The sequence below is a fragment of the Micromonospora citrea genome, assembly GCF_900090315.1.
Lineage (GTDB): Bacteria > Actinomycetota > Actinomycetes > Mycobacteriales > Micromonosporaceae > Micromonospora > Micromonospora citrea.
Window position 1 is genome coordinate 5,508,722 of record NZ_FMHZ01000002.1, and the last position, 24,486, is coordinate 5,533,207.

General features: G+C 73.1%; 22 protein-coding genes and 1 tRNA gene. 16 read left to right on the top strand and 7 right to left on the bottom strand.

Going from position 1 to position 24,486, the window contains the following annotated elements:
* Positions 1-31: 31 nt before the first annotated feature.
* Positions 32-904: an aldo/keto reductase gene (locus GA0070606_RS25250; protein WP_091105023.1), complete on the bottom strand. Its 873-nt coding sequence runs from the start codon at positions 902-904 to the stop codon at positions 32-34.
* 317 nt (positions 905-1,221) lie between these two features.
* On the opposite strand from GA0070606_RS25250, the gene GA0070606_RS25255 reads away from it, so the two are divergent.
* The 6 genes from GA0070606_RS25255 (at position 1,222) to GA0070606_RS25280 (ending at position 7,490) form a co-directional block, all read left to right on the top strand.
* Positions 1,222-1,587: a YciI family protein gene (locus tag GA0070606_RS25255; protein ID WP_091105027.1), complete on the top strand. Its 366-nt coding sequence runs from the start codon at positions 1,222-1,224 to the stop codon at positions 1,585-1,587.
* 152 nt (positions 1,588-1,739) lie between these two features.
* The gene (locus tag GA0070606_RS25260) at positions 1,740-3,140 is read left to right on the top strand and encodes an FAD-binding oxidoreductase (RefSeq protein WP_091105029.1); all 1,401 of its coding nucleotides are present in this window, start codon (positions 1,740-1,742) and stop codon (positions 3,138-3,140) included.
* A 197-nt stretch (positions 3,141-3,337) separates the two neighbouring features.
* Entirely contained in the window at positions 3,338-4,786 is a 1,449-nt protein-coding gene (pyk, locus tag GA0070606_RS25265; RefSeq protein ID WP_091105032.1) for a pyruvate kinase, read from the top strand.
* On the top strand, positions 4,783-5,667 hold the full coding sequence (locus GA0070606_RS25270) for an acyl-CoA thioesterase (RefSeq protein ID WP_091105034.1): 885 nt from the start codon (positions 4,783-4,785) through the stop codon (positions 5,665-5,667). The genes pyk and GA0070606_RS25270 overlap by 4 nt, the downstream gene beginning before the upstream one ends.
* Positions 5,668-5,752: 85 nt before the next feature.
* The gene (locus tag GA0070606_RS25275) at positions 5,753-6,223 is read left to right on the top strand and encodes an RrF2 family transcriptional regulator (protein ID WP_091105036.1); all 471 of its coding nucleotides are present in this window, start codon (positions 5,753-5,755) and stop codon (positions 6,221-6,223) included.
* Between the two features lie 292 nt (positions 6,224-6,515).
* On the top strand, positions 6,516-7,490 hold the full coding sequence (locus GA0070606_RS25280; protein WP_091105039.1) for a TSUP family transporter: 975 nt from the start codon (positions 6,516-6,518) through the stop codon (positions 7,488-7,490).
* A gap of 25 nt (positions 7,491-7,515) precedes the next feature.
* On the opposite strand, the gene GA0070606_RS25285 is transcribed toward GA0070606_RS25280, so the two are convergent.
* Both GA0070606_RS25285 and GA0070606_RS25290 read right to left on the bottom strand, forming a co-directional pair.
* Positions 7,516-8,268 carry a GbsR/MarR family transcriptional regulator gene (locus GA0070606_RS25285; protein ID WP_091105042.1) on the bottom strand — a complete coding sequence of 251 codons (753 nt, stop codon included), beginning with the start codon at positions 8,266-8,268 and terminating at the stop codon, positions 7,516-7,518.
* A gap of 175 nt (positions 8,269-8,443) precedes the next feature.
* Positions 8,444-9,877, bottom strand: coding sequence for a pyridoxal-dependent decarboxylase (locus GA0070606_RS25290; RefSeq protein WP_245724801.1), 1,434 nt, complete (start codon positions 9,875-9,877; stop codon positions 8,444-8,446).
* Between the two features lie 223 nt (positions 9,878-10,100).
* Between GA0070606_RS25290 and GA0070606_RS25295 the strand changes: the two genes are divergently transcribed.
* Positions 10,101-12,347: a rhamnogalacturonan lyase family protein gene (locus GA0070606_RS25295; protein WP_091105048.1), complete on the top strand. Its 2,247-nt coding sequence runs from the start codon at positions 10,101-10,103 to the stop codon at positions 12,345-12,347.
* Positions 12,348-12,636: 289 nt separating this feature from the next.
* On the opposite strand, the gene GA0070606_RS25300 is transcribed toward GA0070606_RS25295, so the two are convergent.
* Positions 12,637-13,647, bottom strand: a complete 1,011-nt coding sequence (locus GA0070606_RS25300) for an LLM class flavin-dependent oxidoreductase (protein ID WP_176737414.1) — start codon at positions 13,645-13,647, stop codon at positions 12,637-12,639.
* 70 nt (positions 13,648-13,717) lie between these two features.
* Positions 13,718-14,197, bottom strand: a complete 480-nt coding sequence (locus GA0070606_RS25305) for an Lrp/AsnC family transcriptional regulator (RefSeq protein WP_091105052.1) — start codon at positions 14,195-14,197, stop codon at positions 13,718-13,720.
* Between the two features lie 83 nt (positions 14,198-14,280).
* On the opposite strand from GA0070606_RS25305, the gene GA0070606_RS25310 reads away from it, so the two are divergent.
* Positions 14,281-15,459 (top strand): trans-sulfuration enzyme family protein, encoded by a 1,179-nt coding sequence (locus tag GA0070606_RS25310; RefSeq protein WP_091105055.1) that lies wholly within the window; start codon positions 14,281-14,283, stop codon positions 15,457-15,459.
* 140 nt (positions 15,460-15,599) lie between these two features.
* Here the strand turns inward: GA0070606_RS25310 and GA0070606_RS25315 are convergent, their stop codons facing one another.
* Together GA0070606_RS25315 and GA0070606_RS25320 are read right to left on the bottom strand one after the other, a co-directional pair.
* A complete protein-coding gene (locus tag GA0070606_RS25315) occupies positions 15,600-16,343 on the bottom strand; it encodes a transcriptional regulator (protein WP_091105058.1) in 744 nt (247 codons plus the stop codon).
* Positions 16,344-16,372: 29 nt separating this feature from the next.
* Positions 16,373-16,458 (bottom strand) — tRNA-Leu (locus GA0070606_RS25320).
* 81 nt (positions 16,459-16,539) lie between these two features.
* On the opposite strand from GA0070606_RS25320, the gene GA0070606_RS25325 reads away from it, so the two are divergent.
* The 8 genes from GA0070606_RS25325 to GA0070606_RS25360 all read left to right on the top strand — a co-directional run bounded on the left by GA0070606_RS25325 (position 16,540) and on the right by GA0070606_RS25360 (position 24,484).
* Positions 16,540-17,160, top strand: coding sequence for an ANTAR domain-containing response regulator (locus tag GA0070606_RS25325; protein ID WP_043969321.1), 621 nt, complete (start codon positions 16,540-16,542; stop codon positions 17,158-17,160).
* Between the two features lie 93 nt (positions 17,161-17,253).
* Positions 17,254-18,420, top strand: coding sequence for a hypothetical protein (locus tag GA0070606_RS25330; protein ID WP_091105061.1), 1,167 nt, complete (start codon positions 17,254-17,256; stop codon positions 18,418-18,420).
* Between the two features lie 259 nt (positions 18,421-18,679).
* On the top strand, positions 18,680-19,837 hold the full coding sequence (locus GA0070606_RS25335) for a branched-chain amino acid ABC transporter substrate-binding protein (RefSeq protein ID WP_091105064.1): 1,158 nt from the start codon (positions 18,680-18,682) through the stop codon (positions 19,835-19,837).
* A 107-nt stretch (positions 19,838-19,944) separates the two neighbouring features.
* The gene (locus GA0070606_RS25340) at positions 19,945-20,895 is read left to right on the top strand and encodes a branched-chain amino acid ABC transporter permease (RefSeq protein ID WP_091105066.1); all 951 of its coding nucleotides are present in this window, start codon (positions 19,945-19,947) and stop codon (positions 20,893-20,895) included.
* Entirely contained in the window at positions 20,892-22,001 is a 1,110-nt protein-coding gene (locus GA0070606_RS25345) for a branched-chain amino acid ABC transporter permease (protein ID WP_091105069.1), read from the top strand. The genes GA0070606_RS25340 and GA0070606_RS25345 overlap by 4 nt, the downstream gene beginning before the upstream one ends.
* Complete coding sequence (locus GA0070606_RS25350) at positions 21,994-22,839, top strand: ABC transporter ATP-binding protein (protein WP_091105071.1); 846 nt, start codon at positions 21,994-21,996, stop codon at positions 22,837-22,839. The genes GA0070606_RS25345 and GA0070606_RS25350 overlap by 8 nt, the downstream gene beginning before the upstream one ends.
* Positions 22,829-23,539, top strand: coding sequence for an ABC transporter ATP-binding protein (locus GA0070606_RS25355; RefSeq protein WP_091105074.1), 711 nt, complete (start codon positions 22,829-22,831; stop codon positions 23,537-23,539). Before GA0070606_RS25350 ends, GA0070606_RS25355 begins: the two co-directional genes overlap by 11 nt.
* A 33-nt stretch (positions 23,540-23,572) precedes the next feature.
* On the top strand, positions 23,573-24,484 hold the full coding sequence (locus GA0070606_RS25360) for an ABC transporter substrate-binding protein (RefSeq protein WP_091105076.1): 912 nt from the start codon (positions 23,573-23,575) through the stop codon (positions 24,482-24,484).
* The last annotated feature ends 2 nt before the right edge of the window (positions 24,485-24,486 follow it).

The following is a 24,486-nucleotide window of genomic DNA, read 5'->3' on the forward strand; positions in this document are numbered from 1 at the left end:
GGGCGGCGCGCGCCGCCCGCCCCGCCCCGCGTCAGGCGGCCGCGGCGAGGGCCTCGTACTCCTCGTCGCTGAGCCGCACCTCGGCGGCGGCGACGTTCTCCTCCAGGTGCGCGACCGACGACGTGCCCGGGATCGGCAGCATCACCGGTGACCGGCGCAGCAGCCACGCGAGGGCGAGCTGCGCGGGCGTCGCGCCGTGCTCCGTGCTGATCGCGTCCAACGGCCCGCCGGGCCGGGCCAGGTTGCCGGTGGCGATCGGGAACCACGGGATGAACGCGAGGTCGTTGCGCTCGCAGTGCTCCAGGACGGCCTCCGCGCTGCGGTCCGCCAGGTTGTAGAGGTTCTGCACCGACACGATCGGCGTGATCTTCCGGGCCGCCTCGATCTCCTCGACCGACACCTCCGACAGGCCGACGTGCCGGATCTTGCCCTCCTGCTTGAGCAGCGCCAGCTCGCCGAGCTGGTCGGCCAGCGGCACCTGCGGGTCGATCCGGTGCAGCTGGTAGAGCGGGATGCAGTCCAGGCCGAGGTGCCGCAGGCTCAGCTCGCACTGCTGGCGCAGGTATTCGGGGCGGCCGACCGGCCGCCAGTCGCCGGGCCCCGAGCGGGTCAGGCCGGCCTTGGTCGCGATGACCAGGTCGTCGGCGTACGGGTGCAGCGCCTCCCGGATCAGCAGCTCGCTGACGAAGGGCCCGTACGAGTCGGCGGTGTCGATGAAGGTCACGCCCAGCTCGTACGCCCGGCGCAGCACCCGCACCGCCTCGGCCGGGTCCTTCGGGTCGCCCCACACCCCGGGGCCGGTGATCTGCATCGCCCCGTAGCCGAGGCGGTCGACCTGGAGGTCGCCGCCGATCCGGTAGGTCCCGGAGGCCTTCGCGGGCTGTTTGCCGGCGTCGTTCGCCATGCGTGGATTCCCCATCCTGTCGATCGTCTCCAGCGGCCACCGTAGCCACCACCGGATCGGCTTTCCCGCGGATCGCCGGGCGCACCACCACCGGGATGCATGGAGACCGGGATCACCGGCCCCGGGCCCCGCCGTGGCACGCCGGGAGCGCCCCGTCCGGGCGGGCGAAATTCGCGCCCGGGCGGCAACCGGACGCCGGCGGCGACGGAGTTGACCGGAGCACCCGTGCCGGCAGCCCGCACGTGCGACGCTGGGCGCGGGCCGGTCGGCGTCGCCCAGGCGTCGCCGCGCGGCGCGACGCGGGGGAGGGAGCGCCCATGACGGGAGTGCCGCAGGTCGACTTCGCGCTCGACACGTACGAGTGCATCGTGCTGTATCCCGGCCCGGCCGGGCGGGCGCTGCCGGCGGAGACGGTGCAGCGGCTGCAGGCCGAGCACCTCGCGCACATGCAGGCACTGCAACGGCGGGGCATCATCCTGGTCGCCGGCTCGGTCGACGGCCCGGCCCGCGAGCCGGACCCGCCGATCGGCTTCGGCCTGGCCAGGACCGGGTCCGTGGACGACGTGCGCAGCGTGATGGAGGCCGACCCGGCCGTGCAGGCCGGGCTCTACCGGGTGGACGTGATGACCTTTCTCTGCCCGGCGGGCTCGCTGGAGTTCCCCCTGGTCAAGACGCAGAGCTAGCCCGCGTCGGCCGTTACGGCCCGGCCGTCACGCGCGGTGCCTGTCGGCAGGACGACGGCGGCGGTCGTCCGCCGGTGCTACGGTCGCGCGCAGCGAGGACCGCCGCCAGGGCGCACCGGGCGCCGGCGACCGGCCCCGGTCGAGGAGCCGCCATGACCTCCGCCGCCCCCGACGTCCGGCTCGCCGCCACCCTGCTGCGCGAGGCCCTCGGCGACCGGCTGCTGCTGCCCGGCGACCCGGGTCACGCCGCCGCCGTCCGGCTGTGGAACGCCGCCGTCGACCGGGCGCCCGCGCTGCTCGCCCGCTGCGTCGACGCCGAAGAGGTGGCGCTGGCCCTGCGGGTCGCCCGGCGGTGCCACCTGCCGCTGTCCGTACGCGCCGGGGGCCACGACTGGGCGGGCCGCGCGCTGCGCGACGGCGGCCTGGTCCTGGACCTGACGCTGATGCGTCGCGTGGACCTCGACGCGCCGGCCGAAGAGGTCACCGTGGCCGGCGGGGCCACCGCCGCCGACGTGCTCGCCGTCACCGGCCCGCACGACCTCGTCGTCGCCACGGGCGTGGTCCGCGCGGTCGGCATGGCCGGCCTCACCCTCGCCGGCGGGTACGGTCCGCTCTGCGGCCGGTACGGGCTGGCGCTGGACAACCTCCTCGGCGCCGAGGTGGTGCTCGCAGACGGCCGGCGGGTGACGGCCGGCCCCGGGCACGACGCCGAACTCCACTGGGCGCTGCGCGGCGGCGGCGGCAACTTCGGGGTGGTCACCGCACTGCGCCTGCGGACCCATCGACTGCCGGCCGCGCTCGCCGGCATGATCATGTTTCCGCTGGACCAGGCGGCGGCGGTGCTGCGCGGCTACCGCGCGGTCATCGCCGACGCCCCCGACGAGTTGACCGTGATGGCCGGCTTCCTCGCCGGCGCCGGGGGCGAGCCGCTGGTCTTCGTCTTCCCGACCTACGTCGGCCCGGACCCGGCGGCCGGTTGGCCGTGGGTGGAGCGGCTCCGCGCGCTGGGCGACCCCGTCGTCGACCAGGTCGCCCCGATGCCGTACGACGAGGTGCTGCGGATGTTCGACGGCGGGATGGTCGACGGCAACCACTACCTGCTGCGGACCCGCTGGCTGGGCACCCTCGCCGACGCCGCCGTCGAGGCGCTCGTCGACGCCGCCCGCCGGATCACCTCGCCGTACTCGACGCTGGCCCTGCACCACTTCCACGGGGCGGCCAGCCGCGTCGGGGCGGGCGACACCGCGTTCGGCCTGCGTGCCGACCACCTGCTGGTGGAGGTGATCGCCGTCTGGCGGCCCGGCGACGATCCCGGCCGGCACCGCGAGTGGGCCGAGCGGACCTCCGCCGCGCTGGCCCCGCACGCCCTGCCCGGCGGCTATCCCAACCTGCTCGCCCCCGCCGAGACCGACCGCGTCCGGCTGGCGTACGGCGACAACTGGGACCGGCTGCGCCGCGCGAAGCGCCGCTACGACCCGCGCGGCGTCTTCTCGGCCGTGCCGACGCTGCCGCCGTCGACCCCGTCGCCGCCACCGGGGCCCGGGCCGGGCTGAGGCGGCGGGGAGCACCCGGGTGTCCGGTCGCGCCGGGGGCGTACGATTCCGGGCGCGCGGTCGCCGATGCCCGCCACCCTCGACGTCCCGGCGTGGGTTCCGCCCGCCGGCTGCGCGCGTGACGCGCGCCGTTGGACAATGTTCCGCAGCCCGCAAGGGGTCGGCCCGCATTCCGACCCGGAGGAGAGACTAGCCTGATGGGCGTGACACGCCGCGCGAAGATCGTCTGCACTCTTGGTCCTGCCACCTCGTCGCCGGAGCGCATCCGAGGGCTCGTCGAGGCCGGCATGAACGTGGCCAGACTCAACTTCAGCCACGGCAGCCACGCCGACCACGAGGCGGTCTACCGGCTGGTCCGCGAGGCCGCCGAGGCGGCCGGCCGCCCGGTGGCCGTCCTCGCCGACCTCCAGGGCCCGAAGATCCGGCTCGGTCGCTTCGCCGACGGCCCGCACGAGTGGCGCACCGGCGACTCGGTCGTCATCACCGGCGACGACGTCCTCGGCACGAAGGACCGGGTCTCCTGCACCTACCGGAAGCTTCCGCAGGAGGTCAAGCCCGGCGACCGGCTGCTGATCGACGACGGGCGGGTCGCCGTCGAGGTCACCGACGTCACCGGCAACGACATCCGCTGCCTGGTCACCGAGGGCGGCCCGGTCTCCAACAACAAGGGCGTCTCGCTGCCCAACGTGGCGGTCAGCGTGCCCGCGCTGTCCGAGAAGGACGCGGAGGACCTGCGCTTCGCCCTCGGCCTCGGCGTCGACCTGATCGCGCTCTCCTTCGTCCGCTCCGCCGACGACATCAAGCTGGTGCACGCCATCATGGCCGAGGTCGGGGTGCACCGACCGGTGCTGGCCAAGGTGGAGAAGCCCGAGGCCGTCGACTGCCTGGAGCAGATCGTGCTGGCCTTCGACGGCGTCATGGTCGCCCGCGGCGACCTCGGCGTGGAGCTGCCGCTCGACCAGGTCCCGCTGGTGCAGAAGCGTGCCGTGCAGCTCTGCCGGGAGAACGCCAAGCCGGTCATCGTGGCCACCCAGATGCTCGACTCGATGATCGAGAATTCCCGCCCGACCCGCGCCGAGGCCTCCGACGTGGCCAACGCCGTGCTCGACGGCGCGGACGCGGTCATGCTCTCCGGCGAGACCAGCGTCGGCAAGTACCCGGTGCTCACCGTCAGCACCATGGCGAAGATCGTAACCACCACCGAGTCCGGCTCGATCGGGGTGCCGCGCCTGCAGCACGACCCGCGTACGCACGGCGGCGCGCTGACCGTGGCGGCCTCCTCGATCGCCCGGGCCATCGGCGCGAAGGCCATGGTCGCCTTCTCGCAGACCGGCGACACCGTGCGGCGGCTGTCCCGGCTGCACTGCGACCTGCCGCTGCTCGCCTTCACCCCGGTGCCCGAGGTGCGTAACCAGCTCGCCCTCTCCTGGGGCGTGGAGACCTTCCTGATGCCGTTCGTCGAGCACACCGACGAGATGTTCCGCCAGGTCGACCAGGCGATGCTCGGGCTCAACCGGGCCGACCCCGGCGACTACGTGGTGATCGTCGCCGGCAGCCCGCCCGGCACCCCCGGCTCGACGAACACGCTGCGCGTACACCAGCTCGGGTCGCTCGTCGACGCCGCGTCCGCGCGGGCGTTGCAGTGAGCGGCCGGGAGGTCGCGGTCGGCCAGGCCGCGGTCGACCAGCTGCTCGAGGTGCTCGACCTGGAGCACACCGGCGAGATGAGTTTCCGGGGGATGAGCCCGCCGGTCGGCCCCCAGCGGGTGTACGGCGGGCAGGTCGCCGGCCAGGCGCTGGTGGCCGCCGGCCGGACCGTCGACCCGACGCGCTTCGTGCACTCCCTGCACGGCTACTTCGTGCGCGCCGGCGACCCCAGCGAGCCGATCGCCTACGAGGTGGAGAACGTCCGCGACGGCCGCTCCTTCTCGGTGCGCCGGTCGGTGGCGCTCCAGCACGGCAAGCCGATCTTCTTCATGTCGGCGTCGTTCCACCGCCCCGAGGAGGGCCTGGACCACCACGCGCCGACCCCGCCGGACGTGCCGGGGCCCGACGCGGTGCCGACGATGACCGACCGGCTCTCCCGCTACCCGGAGCGGCTCGGCATCTGGGCCCAGATCCCGCGCCCGATCGACGTCCGCTACGTCGGCGAGCCCGGCTGGGTACGCCCCGGCGACCGCCCCGCCGACCCGCACCAGCGGGTCTGGATGCGCATCGACGGCAAGCTGCCCGACGACCCGCTGCTGCACGCCTGCGCGCTGACCTACGCCTCCGACCTGACGCTGCTCGACTCGGTGCTGTCGGTGCACGGCGAGGTGTGGGGTCCGGGCGGCGTGGTGGGGGCCAGCCTCGACCACGCGCTGTGGTTCCACCGGCCGTTCCGCGCCGACGAGTGGTTCCTCTACGACTGCTGGAGCCCGTCCGCCTCCGGTGCCCGGGGGCTCGCCACCGGCCGCCTGTTCACCACCGACGGCCGGCACATCGCCAGCGCCGTGCAGGAGGGGCTGCTGCGCCGCGTCGGGGAGTGACCTCCACCCCGCGCACATCGTCGCCGACCGATCGGCCGAGGGGTGATCGGCCGGGCGGAGTGACCAGCGGGTTAACCTTTCCGGCATGCGTCTCTCCGCCCGGGTCGACTACGCCCTCCGCGCGGTTGCCGAGCTCGCCTCGGTGACCGGCGGCGCCGGGGCCGGGCGAGGTCGGCCGGTGACCGCCGAGCAGATCGCCCGCGCCCAGGAGATCCCGCCGAAGTTCCTGGAGAGCATCCTGCTGCAACTGCGCCGGGGCGGCATCGTGCACGCCCAGCGTGGCCCCGAGGGCGGCTACTGGCTGGCCCGGCCGGGCGGCGAGATCTCGCTGGCCGAGGTGATCCGGGTGATCGACGGCCCGCTCGCCCACGTACGCGGGCAGCGGCCCGAGGAACTCGGCTACCACGGCGCCGCCCGCGCCCTCCAGGAGGTCTGGATCGCCCTGCGGGCCAGCGAACGCCAGATCCTGGAACTGGTCACCGTCGCCGACGTGGCCGCCGGCACGCTGCCCGAGCGGGTCACGGAACTGTCCGCCGACCCGCGCGCCTGGACCTGAGGCCGGCACGGCCGCCGGAGCCGGCCCGCGCGCCTGGGCCTGAGGCCGGCACGGCCGCCGGAGCCGGCCCGCGCGCCTGGGCCTGAGGCCGGCACGGCCGCCGGTGCGGGTCGGCGAGCGGGCTTCCGCCACCTCGACCCGCCCGGAGCGGGCCACCGAACCGGCCCGCGCCTGGATCTGACGTGGGCACGTCACTGTCGTCTCACTGACCGGTAGGAGGCTTGACCCGGCCCCGCGCGTGCCGCATTGTCGACCAAGTCGATAGGAGATGCCGAAAAGTCTGGGGGCGCTCGTGCGCAAGCTGCTGGTCCTCGCGCTGGTCGGGCTCGCCGCGCAACTCGTCGACGGCGCGCTCGGCATGGCGTACGGGCTCACCTCCTCCACGCTGCTGCTGTTCGTCGGCGTCGCCCCGGCCGCCGCGTCGGCCTCGGTGCACCTGGCCGAGATCGGCACGACGCTCGCCGCCGGGGTCGCGCACTGGCGGTTCGGCAACGTCGACTGGCGAGTGGTCGCCCGCATCGCCGTCCCCGGGGCGGCGGGTGCCTTCGCCGGCGCGACCTTCCTCAGCGCGATCTCCACGGAGTCGGCCGCGCCGTGGATGGCCGGCATCCTGTTCACCCTCGGCGCGTACCTGCTGGTGCGGTTCACCCGACCGCTGCGCACGGACCGGCGCGCCGGCCGGCTGCGCGGCCGTCACCTCGGCCCGCTCGGCCTGGTCGCCGGCTTCGTCGACGCCACCGGCGGCGGCGGATGGGGGCCGGTCGCCACGCCGGCGCTGCTGGTCAGCGGCCGGATGGAGCCCCGCAAGGTGATCGGTTCGGTGGACACGGCGGAGTTCGTGGTCGCCGGCGCCGCCAGCATCGGTTTCCTCATCGGCCTCGGCTCGGAGGGCTTCCTGCTGCCGATGGTGGCCGCGCTGCTCGTCGGCGGCCTGATCGCCGCGCCGGTCGCCGCCTGGCTCGTCCGGATCGTCCCCGCCCAGTTGCTCGGCGCGGCGATCGGCGGCGTGATCGTGCTGACCAACGCCCGCACCCTGATGCGCGCCGCCGATCTCGACGGTCCGGCCCGGCCCACGGTCTACGCGGTGCTGGCCGCCGCCTGGGTCGTCGCCCTGGTGCTGGCCGTCCGGGTGCTGCGGCGCGCCCGCCGGCAGCGGACCGTCGCCGCGACCGCCCTCGCGGACCACGCCCCGGCGGGCGCCGCACCGCAGCGGACGCCGGGTGCCCCGCCGGCACCGAGGTTCGAGCACGCCCCGGCGCCCCGGTAGGCGCGACGGCCGACGCCCGTTCCGGTCACGTCTGCGAGCGTGGCGCGGCGGGGTCCGGGGCCGCCGGGGGCCTCGTGTAGAGGACGTCGCGGGCCTGCTCCGCGGCGCGGGTGATGTTCTCGCCGATGAAGTCGACGAAGCGGGCGATGTTCTCCAGGCGGGCGGCGGCGGGGGTGTGGGGTCCGAGGACGTCGATGCCGTCGCGCGCGGTCTCGGCGAGCTGGGCGAGGGACCGGGCGTTGCTGATCATCGACTGGTACCAGACGTCGTCGTCCACGACGTAGCGCTCGCGGCGGCCTTCGTCGCGGTCCCGGCGGACGAGGCCCAGGCTTTCGAGGAGGGCGATCGCCTTCGAGACGGACGCCGGGCTGACCTGGAGGCGCTGGACGAGTTCGGCCGCGGTGAGGCTGCCCTCGTCGGTGGTGTAGAGGCAGGTCAGCACCCGGGCCATCATCTTGGGCAGGCCCTGCTGCATCAGGAGGGTGGTGAAGGCCTCCTCGTACTCGCGTACGACCGCGCTGTCGCGCCCGTAGGCCGGTGCGGACGCCTGCGGCGTCCCCGGGGCGGCGGCCTTGCGGTGTCGCCGGGCGCGGCGTTCGGTGGCGCGGTGGGCCAGGTCGGCGCGGTAGGCGGTGGGGCCGCCGTTGCGCATCACCTCACGCGTGATCGTCGAGGTGGGACGGTCGAGACGTCTGGCGATCTCCGCGTACGCGAGCCCGTCGGCGAGCCCCAGCGCGATCTGCTGGCGTTCCTGCTGGCTGAGCCTGCCTCCCGGCACCGCTGCCCCCTTCTGTCCGGTATCGAGCTGGAGCGCTTCGATCCCGCAATGATCTCGTTGCCCCGCCCCTGAACGCAACGTAGCGTTTCCTCCGCCGGAAACGACGGTGCGGGAGGAGAAGCCCGACACCCCGCCGTGGCCGCGCGCGGCAGCGGAACCGACGGCCCGGGGCGGGTCAGCGGGGGAGCAGGGCGTCCGCGGCGTCGCCGAGCAGGGACCACGCCTCGTCGACGTGGGCCTCGGTGGTCTGCGGGGAGCCGACGGCCAGGCGCAGCGTGTAGCGGCCGTCGACCCGGGTGTGCGTCAGATGCACCCGGCCCGTGGCGTTGACCCGGGCCAGCAGCTCCGCGTTGACCTCGTCGTCGGCGCGCAAGCGGAAGCAGACCAGCGAGTACGGGTGCGCCCCCACCAGCGCGAACCGGTCGTCGCCGCCGACCCGCTCGGCGAACCGGGCGGCCAGCGCCACCCCGGACCGGATGTGCGACCGCAGCCCCGCGACGCCGTACCAGCGCAGCACGAACCAGAGCTTCAACGCCCGGAACCGGCGCCCCAGCGGCACCTGCCAGTCCCGGTAGTCGATCACCGCGCCCGACTCGGTGGCGGCGTTGCGCAGGTACTCGGGCAGCACGCTCAGCGCCTCGATCAGCTCCGCCGAGTCGGCCACCCAGAACGCGTCGCAGTCGAAGCCGGTCAGCAGCCACTTGTGCGGGTCGAAGCAGTACGAGTCGGCGTACTCCAGGCCGGCGTGCCCGAACCGCAGCTCCGGGCAGACCGCAGCCGCCCCCGCGTACGCGGCGTCGACGTGCAGGAAGATCCCGTACTCGGCGCAGATCGCGCCGATCTCCGGCAGCGGGTCGACGGCGGTCGTGGACGTGGTGCCGACGGTCGCCACCACGATCGCCGGCACCACACCGGCCGCCACGTCCGCCTCGATCGCCGCGCGCAGCGCCGCCGGGGACATCGCCTGCGTCTCCGGGTCGACCTCGACCGGGCGTACGCCGTCGGCGCCCAGCCCGGCGATCCGCGCGGCTTTCTCGATCGACGAGTGCCCCTGGGTGGACGCGTAGGCGCGGTGACGGCGGTCGACGCCGACCTCCCGCCACCGGCCGCCGCCGGCGCGGTGCAACGCGACCAGGGTCGCCACCAGCGTCGCCGACGACGCCGAGTCCTGGATCACCCCGCCGCCGCCCGAGCCGGAGCGGAACCGCTTCGGCAGGTCCAGCAGCTCGGCGAGCCAGTCCAGCATCACGGTCTCCAGCTCGGTGCACGCCGGACCGGTGGCCCAGAGCATGCCCTGCACCCCCAGCCCCGAACTGACCAGGTCGCCCAGCACGCTCGGGCCGGAGGTGTTCGCGGGGAAGTAGCCGAAGAACCCGGGATGCTGCCAGTGCGTCAGCCCGGGGACGACGAGGGCGTCCAGGTCGGCGAGGACCGCCTCCACCGGCTCACCGTGCTCCGGCGGGCCGGCGGGCAGCCGGGCGGCCACCGCGCCGGGCGGATCCTGCGACGTCACGGGGCGTTGCCCCACCGTCGCCCAGTAGTCGGCGATCCAGTCCACCACGGCGTGCCCGGCGCGGCGGAACTCGTCCGGGGTCATGTGCTCAGCCACGACCTGAGTCGATCAAGAATCCGGACCGGCGGCAAGGTGGCGGCCGATTGTGTCGAGAAAGCGCTTGCCCTAGCATCCCAGGTGCGCGGAGCCACCCTCGTGTCGACGCCGATCGGTCGCGTCGCACCACCACCGCCGCCAGCGCGGCGTACGCCTCCCGCCGGCCCAGGGCAGGCCGACGGCGACCGGCGGCCGCGCGCCGACCTCCCCGGAGGATCGCCCCATGCCCGTCACCCCCCACCGCGTCGCGCTCCTCGCCGCGGGCGCCGCGGCCGCTCTCGTCGCCGGCGCACTCCCGACCCTGACCGCCGCGGCCGCCGCCACCGCCTGCCGGGTCGACTACCGGATCACCAGCCAGTGGCCCGGCGGTTTCGGCGCCGACGTCACCGTGACCAATCTCGGCGACCCGCTCACCGGCTGGACCCTGACGTGGTCCTACGCCGCCGGCCAGCGGGTCGGCCAGGCGTGGAACGCCGTCGTGACCCAGTCCGGGGCGCAGGTCACCGCCCGCAACGTCGACCACAACGGTGCGATCGGCACCGGCGGCGCCGCCGCCTTCGGCTTCACCGGCTCGTGGGACGGCACGGCCAACCCCGTTCCGGCGGGCTTCGCCCTCGACGGTACGGCCTGCACCGGCGCGCCACCCACCAGCACGCCACCCACCAGCACGCCACCGACGACTCCGCCCCCGACGACCCCACCGCCTGGTGCCAAGCAGATGGAGGATCTCGACCGGGGCCTGGTCAGCGTCCGGTCCGGCACCGGCAACCTGGTCTCCTGGCGGCTGCTCGGCACCGAGACCTCCGGGGTGGCGTTCCACCTCTACCGCGACGGCACCCGGATCACCGGCGCGCCGATCACGGGCGCCACCGCCTGGCTCGACGCCGGCGCGGCGGCCGGGGCGTCCTACACCGTGCGGGCCGTGGTAGGCGGGGCGGAACAGGCCCCCTCCGCGCCCGCGCTTCAGCTTCCCGCCGGCCACCTCGACGTGCCGTTGCAGGTGCCGGCCGGCGGGGTCACCCCGAGCGGGGAGAGCTACACCTACTCCGCCAACGACGCCAGCGTCGGCGACCTCGACGGCGACGGCGACTACGAGTTCGTGGTCAAATGGGAGCCGTCGAACGCCAGGGACAACTCCCAGTCCGGCTACACCGGCAACGTGTACGTCGACGCGTACACCCTGACCGGCGCCCGGCTGTGGCGCGTCGACCTGGGCCGAAACATCCGTGCCGGCGCCCACTACACCCAGTTCCAGGTGTACGACTACGACGGCGACGGCCGCGCCGAGGTGGCCATGAAGACCGCCGACGGCACCCGCACCGGCACCGGCCAGGTCATCGGCTCCGCGACGGCGGACCACCGCAACTCCGGCGGCTACGTCCTGACCGGCCCCGAGTACCTCACGATGTTCGACGGGCGCACCGGCGCGGCGCTCTCCACCGTCGCCTACGACCCGCCGCGCGGCACGGTCTCCTCCTGGGGCGACAGCTACGGCAACCGGGTCGACCGCTTCCTCGCCGCCACCGCCTACCTCGACGGGCGGCGCCCGTCGCTGGTGATGGCCCGGGGCTACTACACCCGCGCGGTCATCGCCGCCTGGGACTTCCGCGACGGCACCCTGCGCAAGCGGTGGACCTTCGACTCGAACGCCTCGGGCAACGGCGCCGCCTCCGGTCAGGGCAACCACAACCTCTCCGTCGCCGACGTCGACGCCGACGGGCGGCAGGAGATCGTGTACGGCTCCGCCACCGTCGACGACGACGGTCGCCTGATGTACGCCACCGGCTACGGTCACGGCGACGCCCTGCACGTCGGCGACCTCGTCCCGCAGCGCGCCGGGCTGGAGGTCTTCACCATCCACGAGTCCGGCAGCCAGCCCGCGGCCGACCTGCACGACGCCCGCACCGGCCAGGTCGTCTGGCAGCGGCCGAACAACGGGGGAGCCGAGGGGCCCGGCCGGGGCGTCGCCGCCGACGTCCACGCCGGCAGCCCCGGCGCCGAGTTCTGGGGCGCCGGCACCCACATGGGCGACCTCTACGGCGCGACCGGAGCCGTCGTCGGCCGCCGGCCGTCCTCGGCGAACTTCCTCGTCTGGTGGGACGGCGACCCCGTCCGGGAGCTGCTCGACGGCACCCGGATCGACAAGTACGGAACGGGCGGCGACACCCGCCTGCTGACCGGCAGCGGGGTGGCGTCGAACAACGGCACCAAGTCCACCCCGGCGCTCTCCGCCGACCTGTTCGGCGACTGGCGGGAGGAGGTCGTCTGGCGCACCAGCGACAGTCGCGCCCTGCGGATCCACAGCACGCCCACACCCACGGGCACCCGGATCCACACGCTGATGCACGACCCGCAGTACCGGGTCGCGGTCGCCTGGCAGAACACCGCCTACAACCAGCCCCCGCACCCGGGCTTCTTCCTCGGCGACGGGATGGGCGCGCCGCCGACGCCGAACATCTACCTGCGCTGACCCGGCCGGCGCTCACGCCCGCCACCCCGCCGGCGGGGGAGGGAACGGAGGGGGCAGGCCGCCGGAGACGAGTCAGACCGCCGGAGACGAGTCAGACCGCCGGAGACGGAACAAGACGCCGGTGGCGGGACAGGCACCGGGCCCGGCCGCGGAATCCGCACAGCCGAGGCCCGGTGCCCCACACCGCGGCATCCCCGACCCGTCCCGACCGGAGATGCCGTACCACCACCGGGGACAAACCTAGGCGGTCCGCGCGTCTCCCCGGTGACGGCGACGTGAAGATCGTGTTTCAGCCGTCCCGGCGCAGGCCACCGGCCACCTTGGTCGCGATCAGCTCGTACGACCGCACCCGGTCGGCCACGTCGTACACCAGCGTGGTCAGCATCAGCTCGTCCGCCCCGGTACGCGCCAACAGCTCACCGAGCTGCCGCCGTACCGTCTCCGGCGACCCCATCGCCTGCCCCTCCCGGCGCTGCCGCACGAACTCCCGCTCGACCTCCGTGAAGGGGTACGCCGCCGCCTCGTCCGGCGACGCCAGCGGCCCCGGACGACCCGAGCGCAGCCGCAGCAGCGACAGCGCGCTCGGCCCCGCCAGCCACTCCGCCCGCTCGTCGCTGTCCGCGCAGACCGCGTTGACCGCCACCATCGCGTACGGCTCGGCGAGCCACCGCGACGGCCGGAAGCTCTGCCGGTACAGCGCCAGCGCGGGCAGCGTGTGCTGCGAACTGAAGTGGTGCGCGAACGAGAACGGCAACCCCAGCATCCCGGCGAGCTGGGCGCTGAACCCGCTGGAGCCGAGCAGCCAGACCGCCGGCTGCTGGCCGCGACCGGGAGTGGCGGTGATCGGCCCGGGCCGCTCGCCGGTGAAGTGGTTCATCAGTTCCGCCAGCTCCCGGGGGAAACCCTCCGCCGACAGCCCCTCCATCGTCCGGCGCAGCGCCAGCGCGGTCACCTGGTCGGTGCCCGGGGCACGCCCGATGCCCAGGTCGATCCGGCCCGGATGCAACGCGTCGAGCGTGCCGAACTGCTCGGCCACCACCAGCGGCGCGTGGTTGGGCAGCATCACTCCGCCCGAGCCCAGCCGGATCGTCGAGGTGTGCGCGGCCAGGTGCGCCAGCAGCACCGCCGGGGCGGAACTCGCGATCCCCGGCATGTTGTGGTGCTCGGCCACCCAGAACCGGTGGTATCCCAGCTCCTCCGTACGCCGGGCCAGCTCGGTGGTGTGCCGCAGGGCCTCACCGGCCGTGGCGCCGGCCGCGACCGGGGCGAGGTCAAGAACAGACAGCGGTACGTCGATCACACAGCAGGGCAACCCGGCCCGCTCCCGAATTGTTCCCCGGAGCAACCAGCCCCACGTTCCGACCCGGCCGTCAGCCCTGGCCCCTGGCCTGCTCGAAGATCAGGCTCGTCTGGGTGTGCTGCACCGCCGGATCCACCGCCAGATGGTCCAGCACGAAGTCGCGCAGGGCGTCCGCCGACGCGGCCCGCACATGCAGCACGTAGTCCTCCGCGCCCGCCACGTGGAACACCGACACCACTCCCGGAAACCGCACCGACCGCGCCCGGAACGCGTCCACCACCGCCCGCTCGTGCGCGGTCAGCCGCACCGACACGAGCGCCTGCAACGGCAGCCCCATCGCGGCCGGATCCACCTCCGCGTGGAACCCCCGGATCGCGCCGCTCTCCCGCAGCGCCCGGGTGCGGGTCAGGCACGTCGACGGGGCGACCCCGACCCGCTCGGCCAGGGCGTTGTTCGGCAGCCGCCCGTCGGCGGCCAACTCCGACAGGATCGCGCGGTCGGTGTCGTCGAGGGCCGCGAACCGCCGCACATCATTCGTCGCAAGGGGCATGGAAACATCCTCCACCGAATCAGCAAGCCAACGGAAGGATTGTTATCGAATCATCTTCGGATCTATTGCCTCACTGCGGCGCTATGTTCGATCCTTCCGGCATGACGACCGTGGACACCCGAGCCGTGCACGCCGGCCGCGACGACCTCGCCGCCCTGGGCGTCCACGTGCCACCCATCGACCTCTCCACCACCAATCCGCTGCCGTCGGTCGAGGCCGGCGGCGACGCGTACGAGACCCTCGCCACCGGGGGCACCCTGCCCACCGGCGGCAGCGCCGTCTACCAGCGCCTGTGGAACCCGACCGTCGCCCGCTTCGAGACCGCCCTCGCCGCCCTCGAAGACACCACCGACGCCGTCGCCTTCGCCAGCGGCATGGCCGCCCTCACCGCCACGCTCCTCGCCGCCACCCGGGACGGCAAACGCCACCTCGTCGCCGTCCGCCCGCTCTACGGCGGCACCGACCACGTGCTCGCCACCGGCCTGCTCGGCACCACCGTGACCTGGGCCGGGCCCGACGAGGTCGCGGCCGCCGTCCGCCCCGACACCGCCCTGGTGATCGCCGAGACCCCGGCCAACCCCACCCTCGACCTGGTGGAGATCGCCGCGCTCGCCCGCGCCGCCGGCGACGTGCCCCTGCTCGTCGACAACACCGTCGCCACCCCCGTGCTCCAGCAGCCCGCCCGCCACGGTGCCGCCCTCGTGCTGCACAGCGCCACCAAGAGCATCGGCGGCCACGGCGACGTCCTCGCCGGCGTGGTCGCCTGCGACGCCGACTGGGCAGCCCGGCTGCGCCAGGTCCGCGCGCTCACCGGCGCGATCCTGCACCCCCTCGGCGGCTACCTGCTGCACCGCGGCCTGCAGACCCTGCCGGTGCGGGTCCGCGCCCAGCAGGCCGGCGCCGAGAAGCTCGCCGCCTGGCTCGCCGCCCACCCGGCCGTCACCCGGGCGCACCACCCGTCACTGCACGACCCGGCCGGGCTCGTCGGCCGGCAGATGAGCGGCCCGGGCAGCCTCCTCGCCTTCGAGGTACGCGGCGGCGCGCCCGCCGCGGCAGCCGTCGCGAACGCCTGCCAGCTGATCACCCACGCGGTGTCGCTCGGCGGCGTCGACACCCTCATCCAGCACCCGGCGTCGCTGACCCACCGCCCGGTCGAGGGCGAGGCCAAGCCCGCCGGCGGCCTGCTGCGCGTCTCCGTCGGCCTGGAGGACCCGGAGGACCTGCGCGTGGACCTGGCGCGGGCGCTCGCCGAACTCGGCTGAGCCGGCGCCTCCGCGCGCCCGGCAGCTCGGCACTTCCGCCCCTGCGAGCCAAAGCCAGCCGGGTCGGGCGGGCAGCCGGTCGCGAGGCGGTCGCCCGCCCCTCCGAGCGGGTCGCACAGCGGGGGATTCCAGCGGGCGGGTCAGGACTTCGGGCCGACGTGGCGGTCGAGGGTGGTGACCGCCTCGCGGCGCGCGACCGACAGGGAGTTGCGGCGGTTCATCCGCCAGGCGACCCCGAGCAGGTCGAGCGCCCACTGGCAGAGGCCCATGATGTCGGCCGACTCGTTGACGAACATGTAGCGCGGGTAGACATACGCCTTGCCGCGCACCGTCACCCGGTTGCTGACTCGACACCCGTCCGAGTGGAAGAGGCCCCGCAGGAAGTAGCCGGGGTGCGCCGTGAGGATCCTTCTCTGCCAGTCGCAGAGGACGATCGACCGCTCATGTTTCTTGCCCGGCCCGTGCTGCGGAAGCAGACACGGCCAATGCGTGCCCGTGCTCTGCACCGCCACGCAGCCCTTCTTCCGTATCCGCTGGACCTTGTTCGCGAGCACGGCCTTCATCGCGGCGTCGCAGAGGTCCACCAGATCAGCCCACGCGTCGGCGCAGTAGATCCGCAGGACCGGCACCCTGTCGGTGGTGACCAGATGACCGTCGCCGAGGTAGAGGCCCAGTAGGTAGGAGTAGGCCGCCGGGTCGGTCGGGTAGCCGACATCGGGCGAGCAGCGGAAGCAGCGGGCGGCGGTGCCGGTCATGCGCGGCTCGGGCCGGTCGACGCACCAGTGCCAGACGGTGGTGTAGGGCAGGGACAGGGCGCGGGCAACCGACCGGATATCGCTTCCTCGGGCGCGGAGGGCGCGGGCACGCATCTCGGGTGGGTGCACCCACGCATCATGGAACAGCTGTATGACAATGGTGCCGGGAGCGGGATTCGAACCCGCAAGCCCTTTCGGGCAGAAGTGTTTGAGACTTCCGTGTATGCCGTTCCACCATCCCGGCGAGTGCCGCTTACTGTACCCGACTACGCTCATGCGGGAGCATGGGTGGTAGCCGTGCCGGGAACAATGGTGGGAGTGGCTCGTGGCCGAGACGCAGACGGACGCCGAGCGCAGGCGCGTACTGATCGCCGAGGACGAGGCGCTCATCCGGCTGGACCTCGCCGAGATGCTGGTCGAAGAGGGCTACGAGGTGGTCGGGGAGGCCGGCGACGGCGAGACCGCCGTCCGGCTCGCCGAGGAGCTGAAGCCCGACCTGGTCATCCTCGACATCAAGATGCCGATCATGGACGGGTTGGCCGCCGCCGAGCGGATCGCGGGCGCGCGGATCGCTCCGGTGATCATCCTGACCGCGTTCAGCCAGCGTGATCTGGTGGAGCGGGCCCGGGCGGCCGGCGCGATGGCGTACCTCGTGAAGCCCTTCCAGAAGAGCGACCTGGTGCCGGCGGTGGAGATCGCGCTGTCCCGCTACTCGGAGATCGCCGCCCTGGAGGCGGAGGTCGCCGGGCTGACCGACCGGCTGGAGATCCGCAAGACCGTCGAGCGCGCCAAGGGCGCGCTGATGACGACGTACGGCATGACCGAGCCGCAGGCGTTCAAGTGGATCCAGCGCACGGCGATGGACCACCGGATGACCATGAAGGAGGTCGCCGAGCGGATCCTCGCCGAGACCGCCGGCGGCGAGGTCGCCCAGCCGGCCTCCTGACGCGGCCCGGCCGACGACGGCGATGTCACGACACGCCGGATGCCGCGCGCCGGGGCCCCACGCCGGGCCAGCCGATCGATAAGATCTGATCCCATGCGGATCCGGCGGCTGGTGGCGGTGCTGGGCGTCCTCGCCGTGCTGTCGGTCGGCTGCGACCGGGCCCCGGTGGAGCCCGCCGACGAGCCGCTGCGCCCGCGGTGGCAGGCGCTGACCCTGCCCGCGCCGCCGGGCGCGGCCGGTCGGCCGCTGCTGCGCGACGCGGTGGCGTGCGCGGGCCGGTGGTACGTGGTGGGCGGGCTGGCCGACGCGACGGGGGAGACCCGGCCGGCGGCCTGGGGCAGCGCCGACGGCGTGTCGTGGTCGGCGCTGCCGGTGGCGGCGTCGAGCTTCTACGGCCGCCAGCACGTGTTGTACGCGGTCGCCTGCCGGGAGGGGCGGCTGGCGGCGCTCGGGGCGAAGAACGGCGGCGTGCACGGCAATCCCCGCACGGGCACCTGGGCCCTCGCCCCGGGCGGCGCGCTGCGTGAGGTCCCCGCTCCCTTCGAGTTGTACGCGGGCCCGCGGGCGGTGAGCGTGGCGCGGTTGGCGGCGGGGCCGGCCGGCTGGCTGATCGCGGGGGCGCGGGTCGACGGGGCGGCGGTCTGGACGTCGGCGGACGGCGAGCGGTTCGCCGTCCGGGAGGGCGTGCCGGAGCTCGCCGGCGACGGGCGTGGTCGGACGGTGGCGTACGACGCGGTGGCCGTGCCGTCGGGTTGGTGGGTGGTGGGGGCGGTGCTGCCGCCGGGTGCGACGGCGCTGGCGCCCCTGGCCTGGTCCTCGGCCGACGGGCGGGCCTGGCGGCGGGTGGCCCTGCCGGTGCCGGACGGGCGCGGGCAGGCGCAGCGGGTGGCGGCCGTCGACGGTGGGTTGGTGGCGGTGGGCCCGGTGCGCGACGGGTTCGGGGCCTGGCGGCTGGTCGGGGACGAGTGGCGGCGGGTGGGTGGGTTCCGCGCGGCGGGGTCGGGGGTGTCGTCGGTCGACGGTCTGGTGTCGGCCGGGCGGGCCCTGGTGGCGGTGTCGGGTGACGGTGACGGTCACCGGCTGTGGTCCTCGGTCGATGCGGGGGATTCGTGGCGGGCGATGGCGATGCCCGACGTGGTGCCGGACGGGGGGAACTCGGCGGTGGGGGTGGCGCTGCAGGGGGATCGACTGTTGTTGGTCGCGGACGACGGTCAGGCGTCCCGTGCCTGGTGGCTGGGGTTGTCGACCATCGGTCGGTAGGGGGTCGGGGATCGTTGACCCGTTACCGACGATCCGAAGGTGAAAGCCACTCGCGACAGACGGTTCTTACAGCGATCGTTTCCAATTCGCCACGGCGTGTAACGGTTCGGTCAACCCGCTCCGCTGGGGCTTTCGTCACAGCTGAAAGGTGGGATAGCGTCCGGCCCCAGACCGGCGACGACGGTCTGGTTCGTCCGCCCCCGCAAGGGCCAATCGGCAGCGGGTGGTTCGGACCATGGGACGGAGGAGGGTTCGGGCCTTGAGGCAGAAGCTCGCGCGCGTTATCGGTGGGGTGGCCATGCTGGCGCTCGTCGCCGGCGGCACCGCATGCTCCAGCGGTGGCGACGACACGGCGTCCGGTGACGCCTGTGGCAGCAAGATCGCGTTCTTCGGCGCGCTGACCGGCAGCTCGGCGGCGCTCGGCATCAACGAGCACAACGGCGTCAAGCTGGCCGTCGACAAGTACAACAAGGAAAACGCCGACTGCAAGGTCGAGCTGGTTCCGCTGGACTCGCAGGGCAGCCCGGACCAGGCTCCGCAGCTGGCCCAGAAGGCCATCGACGACACGAAGATCCTCGGCATCGTCGGCCCGGCCTACTCGGGTGAGTCGGAGGCCGCCGGCCCGCTGTTCAACGAGGCCGGTCTGGTGACCATCACCCCCTCCGCGACCCGTCCGAGCCTGGCGGAGCAGGGCTGGAAGACCTTCTTCCGGGCGGTCGGCAACGACTTCAGCCAGGGCCCCGCGGCCGGCAACTACATCAAGAACGTGCTGAAGGCCGACAAGGTCTACGTCATCGACGACCAGTCCGCGTACGGCGCCGGCCTGGCCGACGAGGTCAAGAAGCTGCTCGGCCCGGCGGTCGTCGGCTCGGACAAGGTCCAGGGCGAGGGCAAGCAGGTCGAGTTCTCCGCCGTGGTCACCAAGGTGAAGGCCGCCAACGTGAAGGCGATCTTCTACGGTGGCTACTACCAGGAGGCCGGCCTGATCCGTAAGCAGCTCACCGCTGCCGGGGTCAACGCCCCGCTGGTCGCCGGCGACGGCGTGAACGACGTCGCGTACATCACCTCCGCGGGTGCGGCGGCGGCCGAGGGCACCATCCTCACCTGCCCGTGCCAGCCGGCCACCGAGGCGCGCGGCACCTTCGCCCAGGAGTACAAGGCCCTCAACGGCACCGACCCGGGCACCTACAGCGACACCGCCTACGACGCGGCGAACATCCTGCTCGCCGGCATCAAGGCGGGCAAGGCCACCCGCGAGGGTCTGCTGGAGTTCGTGAAGGGCTACAGCGGCGAGGGCGTGGCGGCGAGCTACAAGTTCGTCGAGGGTGGCGAGCTCGACCCCGCGCAGGTCAAGGTCTGGGCCTTCAAGGTCCAGGGCGGCAAGGTCGTCCCGGACCAGGAGATCCCGAAGTCCTGACGCCGGTCGCTGCTACAGCGATTGAGTTGTGATCGCGGGTGCGGCCGGGAGCTCGCTCCCGGCCGCACCCCCTTTTTCTCTCCAGACCCTGATGGAGCGTCCCTCCCTTGAACTTCGACGGACTGTTCTCCAACTTCGGAGAACTCACGACGACCGGCCTGACGCAGGGCGCCATCTACGCCCTGGTCGCGCTGGGCTACACGCTGGTCTACGGCGTGCTGAGACTCATCAACTTCGCCCACTCCGAGGTCTTCATCGCCGGCGCGTTCGCCGCGCTGTGGACCTGGAACGGATTCGGCCTCAACCAGGACTCGCAGGTCAGCGGTGTCGGCACGATCATCTTCTACCTGCTGGCGGCGATGGTCGTGGCGGCGGTCGCCTCGGCCGGCACCGCGACGGTCATCGAGCGGGTGGCGTACCGGCCGCTGCGTAAGCGCAACGCGCCGCCGCTGGCGTTCCTGATCACCGCGATCGGCGCGTCGATCGCCATCGCCGAGGCGTTCGGCGTCTACACCGACCGTCGCCCGCAGGGCGCCCCGGCGCTGGTCAGCTCCAAACCGTTGTTCGAGGTCGCCGGGGTGCCGATCGACGCCATCCAGCTGCTGACCATCGGCGCCGCGCTGGTGATGATGATCGGGCTGGACATGTTCATCAACCGCAGCCGGGTCGGTCGCGGCATCCGGGCGGTCGCCCAGGACGCCAACACCGCCGCGCTGATGGGCGTGAACAAGGACCGGATCATCATGATGGTCTTCATCGCCGGTGGCGCGATGGCCGGCGTCGCCGGCCTCCTCTACGACGTGCGGATCCAGACCCTCACCTACAGCGTCGGCTTCCTGCTCGGCCTCAAGGCGTTCACCGCCGCGGTGCTGGGCGGCATCGGCAACCTGCGCGGCGCGCTCCTCGGCGGCCTGCTGCTGGGCGTCGTGGAGAACTACGCCTCCGGACTGTTCGGCAGCGAGTGGAAGGACTTCGCCGCGTTCGCGCTGCTGGTGGTGTTGCTGATGTTCCGGCCGACCGGTCTGCTGGGTGAGTCGCTGGGGAGGGCACGGGCATGACGACCGTCCTGGAGAAGGTGCGCTCCGGCCGCGAGGCGGCCGGCGAACGGTGGCGTGGCGCGCCGCGCTGGGTGCGCTGGGCGCTCCTGGCCGCGGTGATCGTGTTCTTCTACGCGCTGCCGAACAAGGAGTTCTACCAGTACCTCGGGCCGATCCCGACCCCCGGTGCGAACTTCACGCAGGTGATGTTCACCGTCTCGATCTACGTGCTGCTGGCCGTCGGGCTGAACATCGTGGTCGGCTTCGCCGGCCTGCTCGACCTCGGCTACTTCGGCTTCTTCGCCGTCGGCGCGTACACCGTGGCGGTGCTGACCTCGCCGAGCAGCGACATCAAGACGCTGTGGCCGTGGCTGCTGGCGGTGCCGGTGGCGATCGCCCTGACGATGGTCTCCGGCGTCATGCTCGGCACGCCGACCCTGCGGCTGCGGGGCGACTACCTGGCGCTGGTGACGCTCGGCTTCGCCGAGATGATCCGGATCGGCGCGGTCAGCTCCGAGTTCCTGAAGGGTCAGCGGGGCTTCAACCAGATCCCGCACCCGCCGGGCCAGTACGCCGACGGCAAGCCGGTCTTCGGCGTGCTCGACGCCCGGCCGTACTACTGGCTGGTGCTCACGCTGATCATCCTGGTCGTCATCGGGGTGCGGAACCTGACCCACAGCCGGGTCGGTCGCGCCTGGATCTCGATCCGGGAGGACGAGGACGCGGCACAGCTGATGGGCGTGCCGACCTTCAAGTTCAAGCTGTGGGCGTTCGCGGCGGGCGCGGCGATCGCCGGTCTGGCCGGCGCGCTCTTCGCGGGCAAGCAGAACTTCGTCAACTCGCAGAACTTCGAGCTGCTCAACTCGATCATCATCCTGGCCGCGGTCATCTTCGGCGGCTCGGGCAACATCGTCGGCGCGATCGTCGGCGGTGGCCTGGTGGCGTACATGATCGAGCGGTTCCGCGGCATCGAGGTGTTCGGCTTCGAGCTGTACGAGTTCCGGTTCCTCTTCTTCGGCCTGGTCCTGGTGATCATGATGATCTTCCGGCCCGAGGGCCTGATCCCGAACCGACGACGCGCGGCGGAGTTCAAGGACCGCCGCAAGGAGGTGACCGTCGGTGAGTGACACCGAACAGACGCCGGCCGTCCCGGCGCAGGCCGGCGCGCCGGCCGTGGAGGCGGTGCCCACCCGGGAGCCGCTGCTGGAGGTCGACAACGTCACGCTGCGCTTCGGCGGCGTGGTGGCCCTGAACGAGGTGGACTTCACCCTCTACAAGGGGGAGATCCTCGGTCTGATCGGCCCGAACGGCGCCGGCAAGACCACCTGCTTCAACGCGATGACCGGCATCTACCAGCCCAGCGAGGGGCAGATCCGGTTCCGCGGCCAGAAGATCAGCGGCAAGAAGCGCCACCAGATCACCAGGATGGGGATGGCGCGGACGTTCCAGAACATCCGCCTCTTCCCCGAGATGACCGCGCTGGAGAACGTCCTGGTCGGCGCCGACGCGCACCACAAGACCAGCGTCATCTCCGCGCTGTTCCGCCTGCCGCGGTACTGGAAGGAGGAGCGCGAGGGCCGGGAGAAGGCCGAGCGCCTGCTGGAGTTCGTCGGCATCCGCAAGCGGATGCACGAGTTCGCCCGCAACCTCTCCTACGGCGAGCAGCGGCGCCTCGAGATCGCCCGCGCGCTGGCCACCGACCCGGTGCTGCTCTGCCTGGACGAGCCGGCCGCCGGCTTCAACCCGGCGGAGAAGGAGGAGCTGCTCCAGCTCATCCGGCAGATCCGGGACACCGGCGTGACCGTGCTGCTCATCGAGCACGACATGCGCCTGGTCATGGGCGTCACCGACCGGATCGTGGTTCTGGAGTTCGGAAAGAAGATCGCCGAGGGGCTCCCCGCCGAGGTGCGGGACAACCCGAAGGTGATCGCGGCGTACCTGGGGGTGCCGGACGATGCTGCTTGAGATCGACGATGTGAGCCTGCTCTACGGGCGGATCCAGGCGCTGCACGGCATCAGCCTGACGGTGGACGAGGGCGAGATCGTCGCCCTGATCGGGGCCAACGGCGCCGGCAAGTCGACCACGATGCGGGCGATCTCCGGGATCCGGCCGGTCGCCACCGGCAGCATCCGCTTCGACGGCGAGGACATCACCAAGCTCCGGGCGGACCTGCGGGTCCGGCGCGGGCTGTGCCAGGCCCCCGAGGGCCGGGGCATCTTCCCCGGCATGACGGTGCTGGAGAACCTGGACATGGGCGCGTACACCCGGCGGGACCGGGCCGGCATCGCCCAGGACCTCGACCGGGTGCTGGGGCTCTTCCCGCGCCTGGCCGAGCGGCGCAAGCAGCACGGCGGCACCCTCTCCGGCGGCGAGCAGCAGATGCTGGCCGTCGGCCGGGCGCTGATGAGCCGGCCGAAGCTGCTGCTGCTCGACGAGCCCTCGATGGGTCTGGCGCCGATGCTGATCCAGCAGATCTTCGACATCATCGTCGAGATCAACCAACAGGGCACCACCGTCCTGCTCGTCGAGCAGAACGCCCAGCAGGCCCTGGCCCGCGCCCACCGGGCGTACGTGCTGGAGACCGGCCGGATCGTCAAGAGCGGCACCGGCGCCGAGCTGCTGCACGACCCGGCGGTCAAAGAGGCCTACCTCGGCGTGGCCTGACCTGCCGCCACCCCTCACCGCAAGGAGAACCACATGTTCCACATCACTGGTGGCCGCCGGGCCGTGCTCGGCGCCGCGGGTGCCGCGCTGCTCGCCCTCTCGATCGCCGGTTGCGGTGAGAAGGAGAACACCGAGCAGCCCGGCGCCGGCCCCAGCGTCACCGCCGCCGCCGACTCGGCGCTGGCCGCGAAGGTGCCCGACGCCATCAAGGCCGACGGGGTGATCAAGGTCGGCACCGACTCGACGTACGCCCCGGCGGAGTTCCTCGACGCCGACGGCAAGACGGTCGTCGGCTTCGACGTCGAGCTGTTCAACGCCGTCGCGCAGAAGCTCGGCCTCAAGGCCGAGTACGAGTCGGCCCCGTTCGACTCGATCCTGCCCGGCGTGGACTCCGGCAAGTACGAGGTCGGCGTCTCGTCGTTCACGATCAACGCCGAGCGGATGAAGACCGTCAACATGGTCAGCTACTTCTCGGCCGGCACGCAGTGGGCCACCAAGTCGGGCAACCCGGCCAAGGTCGACCCGAACGACGCCTGCGGCAAGAAGGTCGCCGTGCAGGTCGGCACCGTGCAGCTCGACGACATCACCGCCCGGTCGAAGAAGTGCACCGACGCCGGCAAGCCGGCCATCACCATCGACCAGTACCAGGCGCAGAGCGACGCCACCGCGGCCGTGGTCAGCGGCAAGGACGACGCCATGCTGGCCGACTCCCCGGTCGGCGCGTACGCGGTGAAGCAGAGCAACGGCCAGCTGGAGCTGCTCGGCGACATCTACGAGTCCGCCCCGTACGGCTACGCGGTGAAGAAGGACCAGGCCGCGTTCGCCGAGGTGCTCAAGGAGGCCGTCGCGGCGGTCATCGCCGACGGCACGTACGAGGGCGCGCTGAAGAAGTGGGGCGTCGAGGGCGGCGCCATCACGACTCCGGCGCTGAACCCGACCAGCTGACC

What these genes read in the sequence shown, in the direction of transcription:
- GA0070606_RS25250 (WP_091105023.1), bottom strand. Translation starts at nt 904, where the DNA reads ATGGCGAACGACGCCGGCAAACAGCCCGCGAAGGCCTCCGGGACCTAC.
- GA0070606_RS25255 (WP_091105027.1), top strand. Translation starts at nt 1,222, where the DNA reads ATGACGGGAGTGCCGCAGGTCGACTTCGCGCTCGACACGTACGAGTGC.
- GA0070606_RS25260 (WP_091105029.1), top strand. Translation starts at nt 1,740, where the DNA reads ATGACCTCCGCCGCCCCCGACGTCCGGCTCGCCGCCACCCTGCTGCGC.
- pyk (WP_091105032.1), top strand. Translation starts at nt 3,338, where the DNA reads ATGGGCGTGACACGCCGCGCGAAGATCGTCTGCACTCTTGGTCCTGCC.
- GA0070606_RS25275 (WP_091105036.1), top strand. Translation starts at nt 5,753, where the DNA reads ATGCGTCTCTCCGCCCGGGTCGACTACGCCCTCCGCGCGGTTGCCGAG.
- GA0070606_RS25295 (WP_091105048.1), top strand. Translation starts at nt 10,101, where the DNA reads ATGCCCGTCACCCCCCACCGCGTCGCGCTCCTCGCCGCGGGCGCCGCG.
- GA0070606_RS25305 (WP_091105052.1), bottom strand. Translation starts at nt 14,197, where the DNA reads ATGCCCCTTGCGACGAATGATGTGCGGCGGTTCGCGGCCCTCGACGAC.
- GA0070606_RS25310 (WP_091105055.1), top strand. Translation starts at nt 14,281, where the DNA reads ATGTTCGATCCTTCCGGCATGACGACCGTGGACACCCGAGCCGTGCAC.
- GA0070606_RS25330 (WP_091105061.1), top strand. Translation starts at nt 17,254, where the DNA reads ATGCGGATCCGGCGGCTGGTGGCGGTGCTGGGCGTCCTCGCCGTGCTG.
- GA0070606_RS25345 (WP_091105069.1), top strand. Translation starts at nt 20,892, where the DNA reads ATGACGACCGTCCTGGAGAAGGTGCGCTCCGGCCGCGAGGCGGCCGGC.
- GA0070606_RS25355 (WP_091105074.1), top strand. Translation starts at nt 22,829, where the DNA reads ATGCTGCTTGAGATCGACGATGTGAGCCTGCTCTACGGGCGGATCCAG.
- GA0070606_RS25360 (WP_091105076.1), top strand. Translation starts at nt 23,573, where the DNA reads ATGTTCCACATCACTGGTGGCCGCCGGGCCGTGCTCGGCGCCGCGGGT.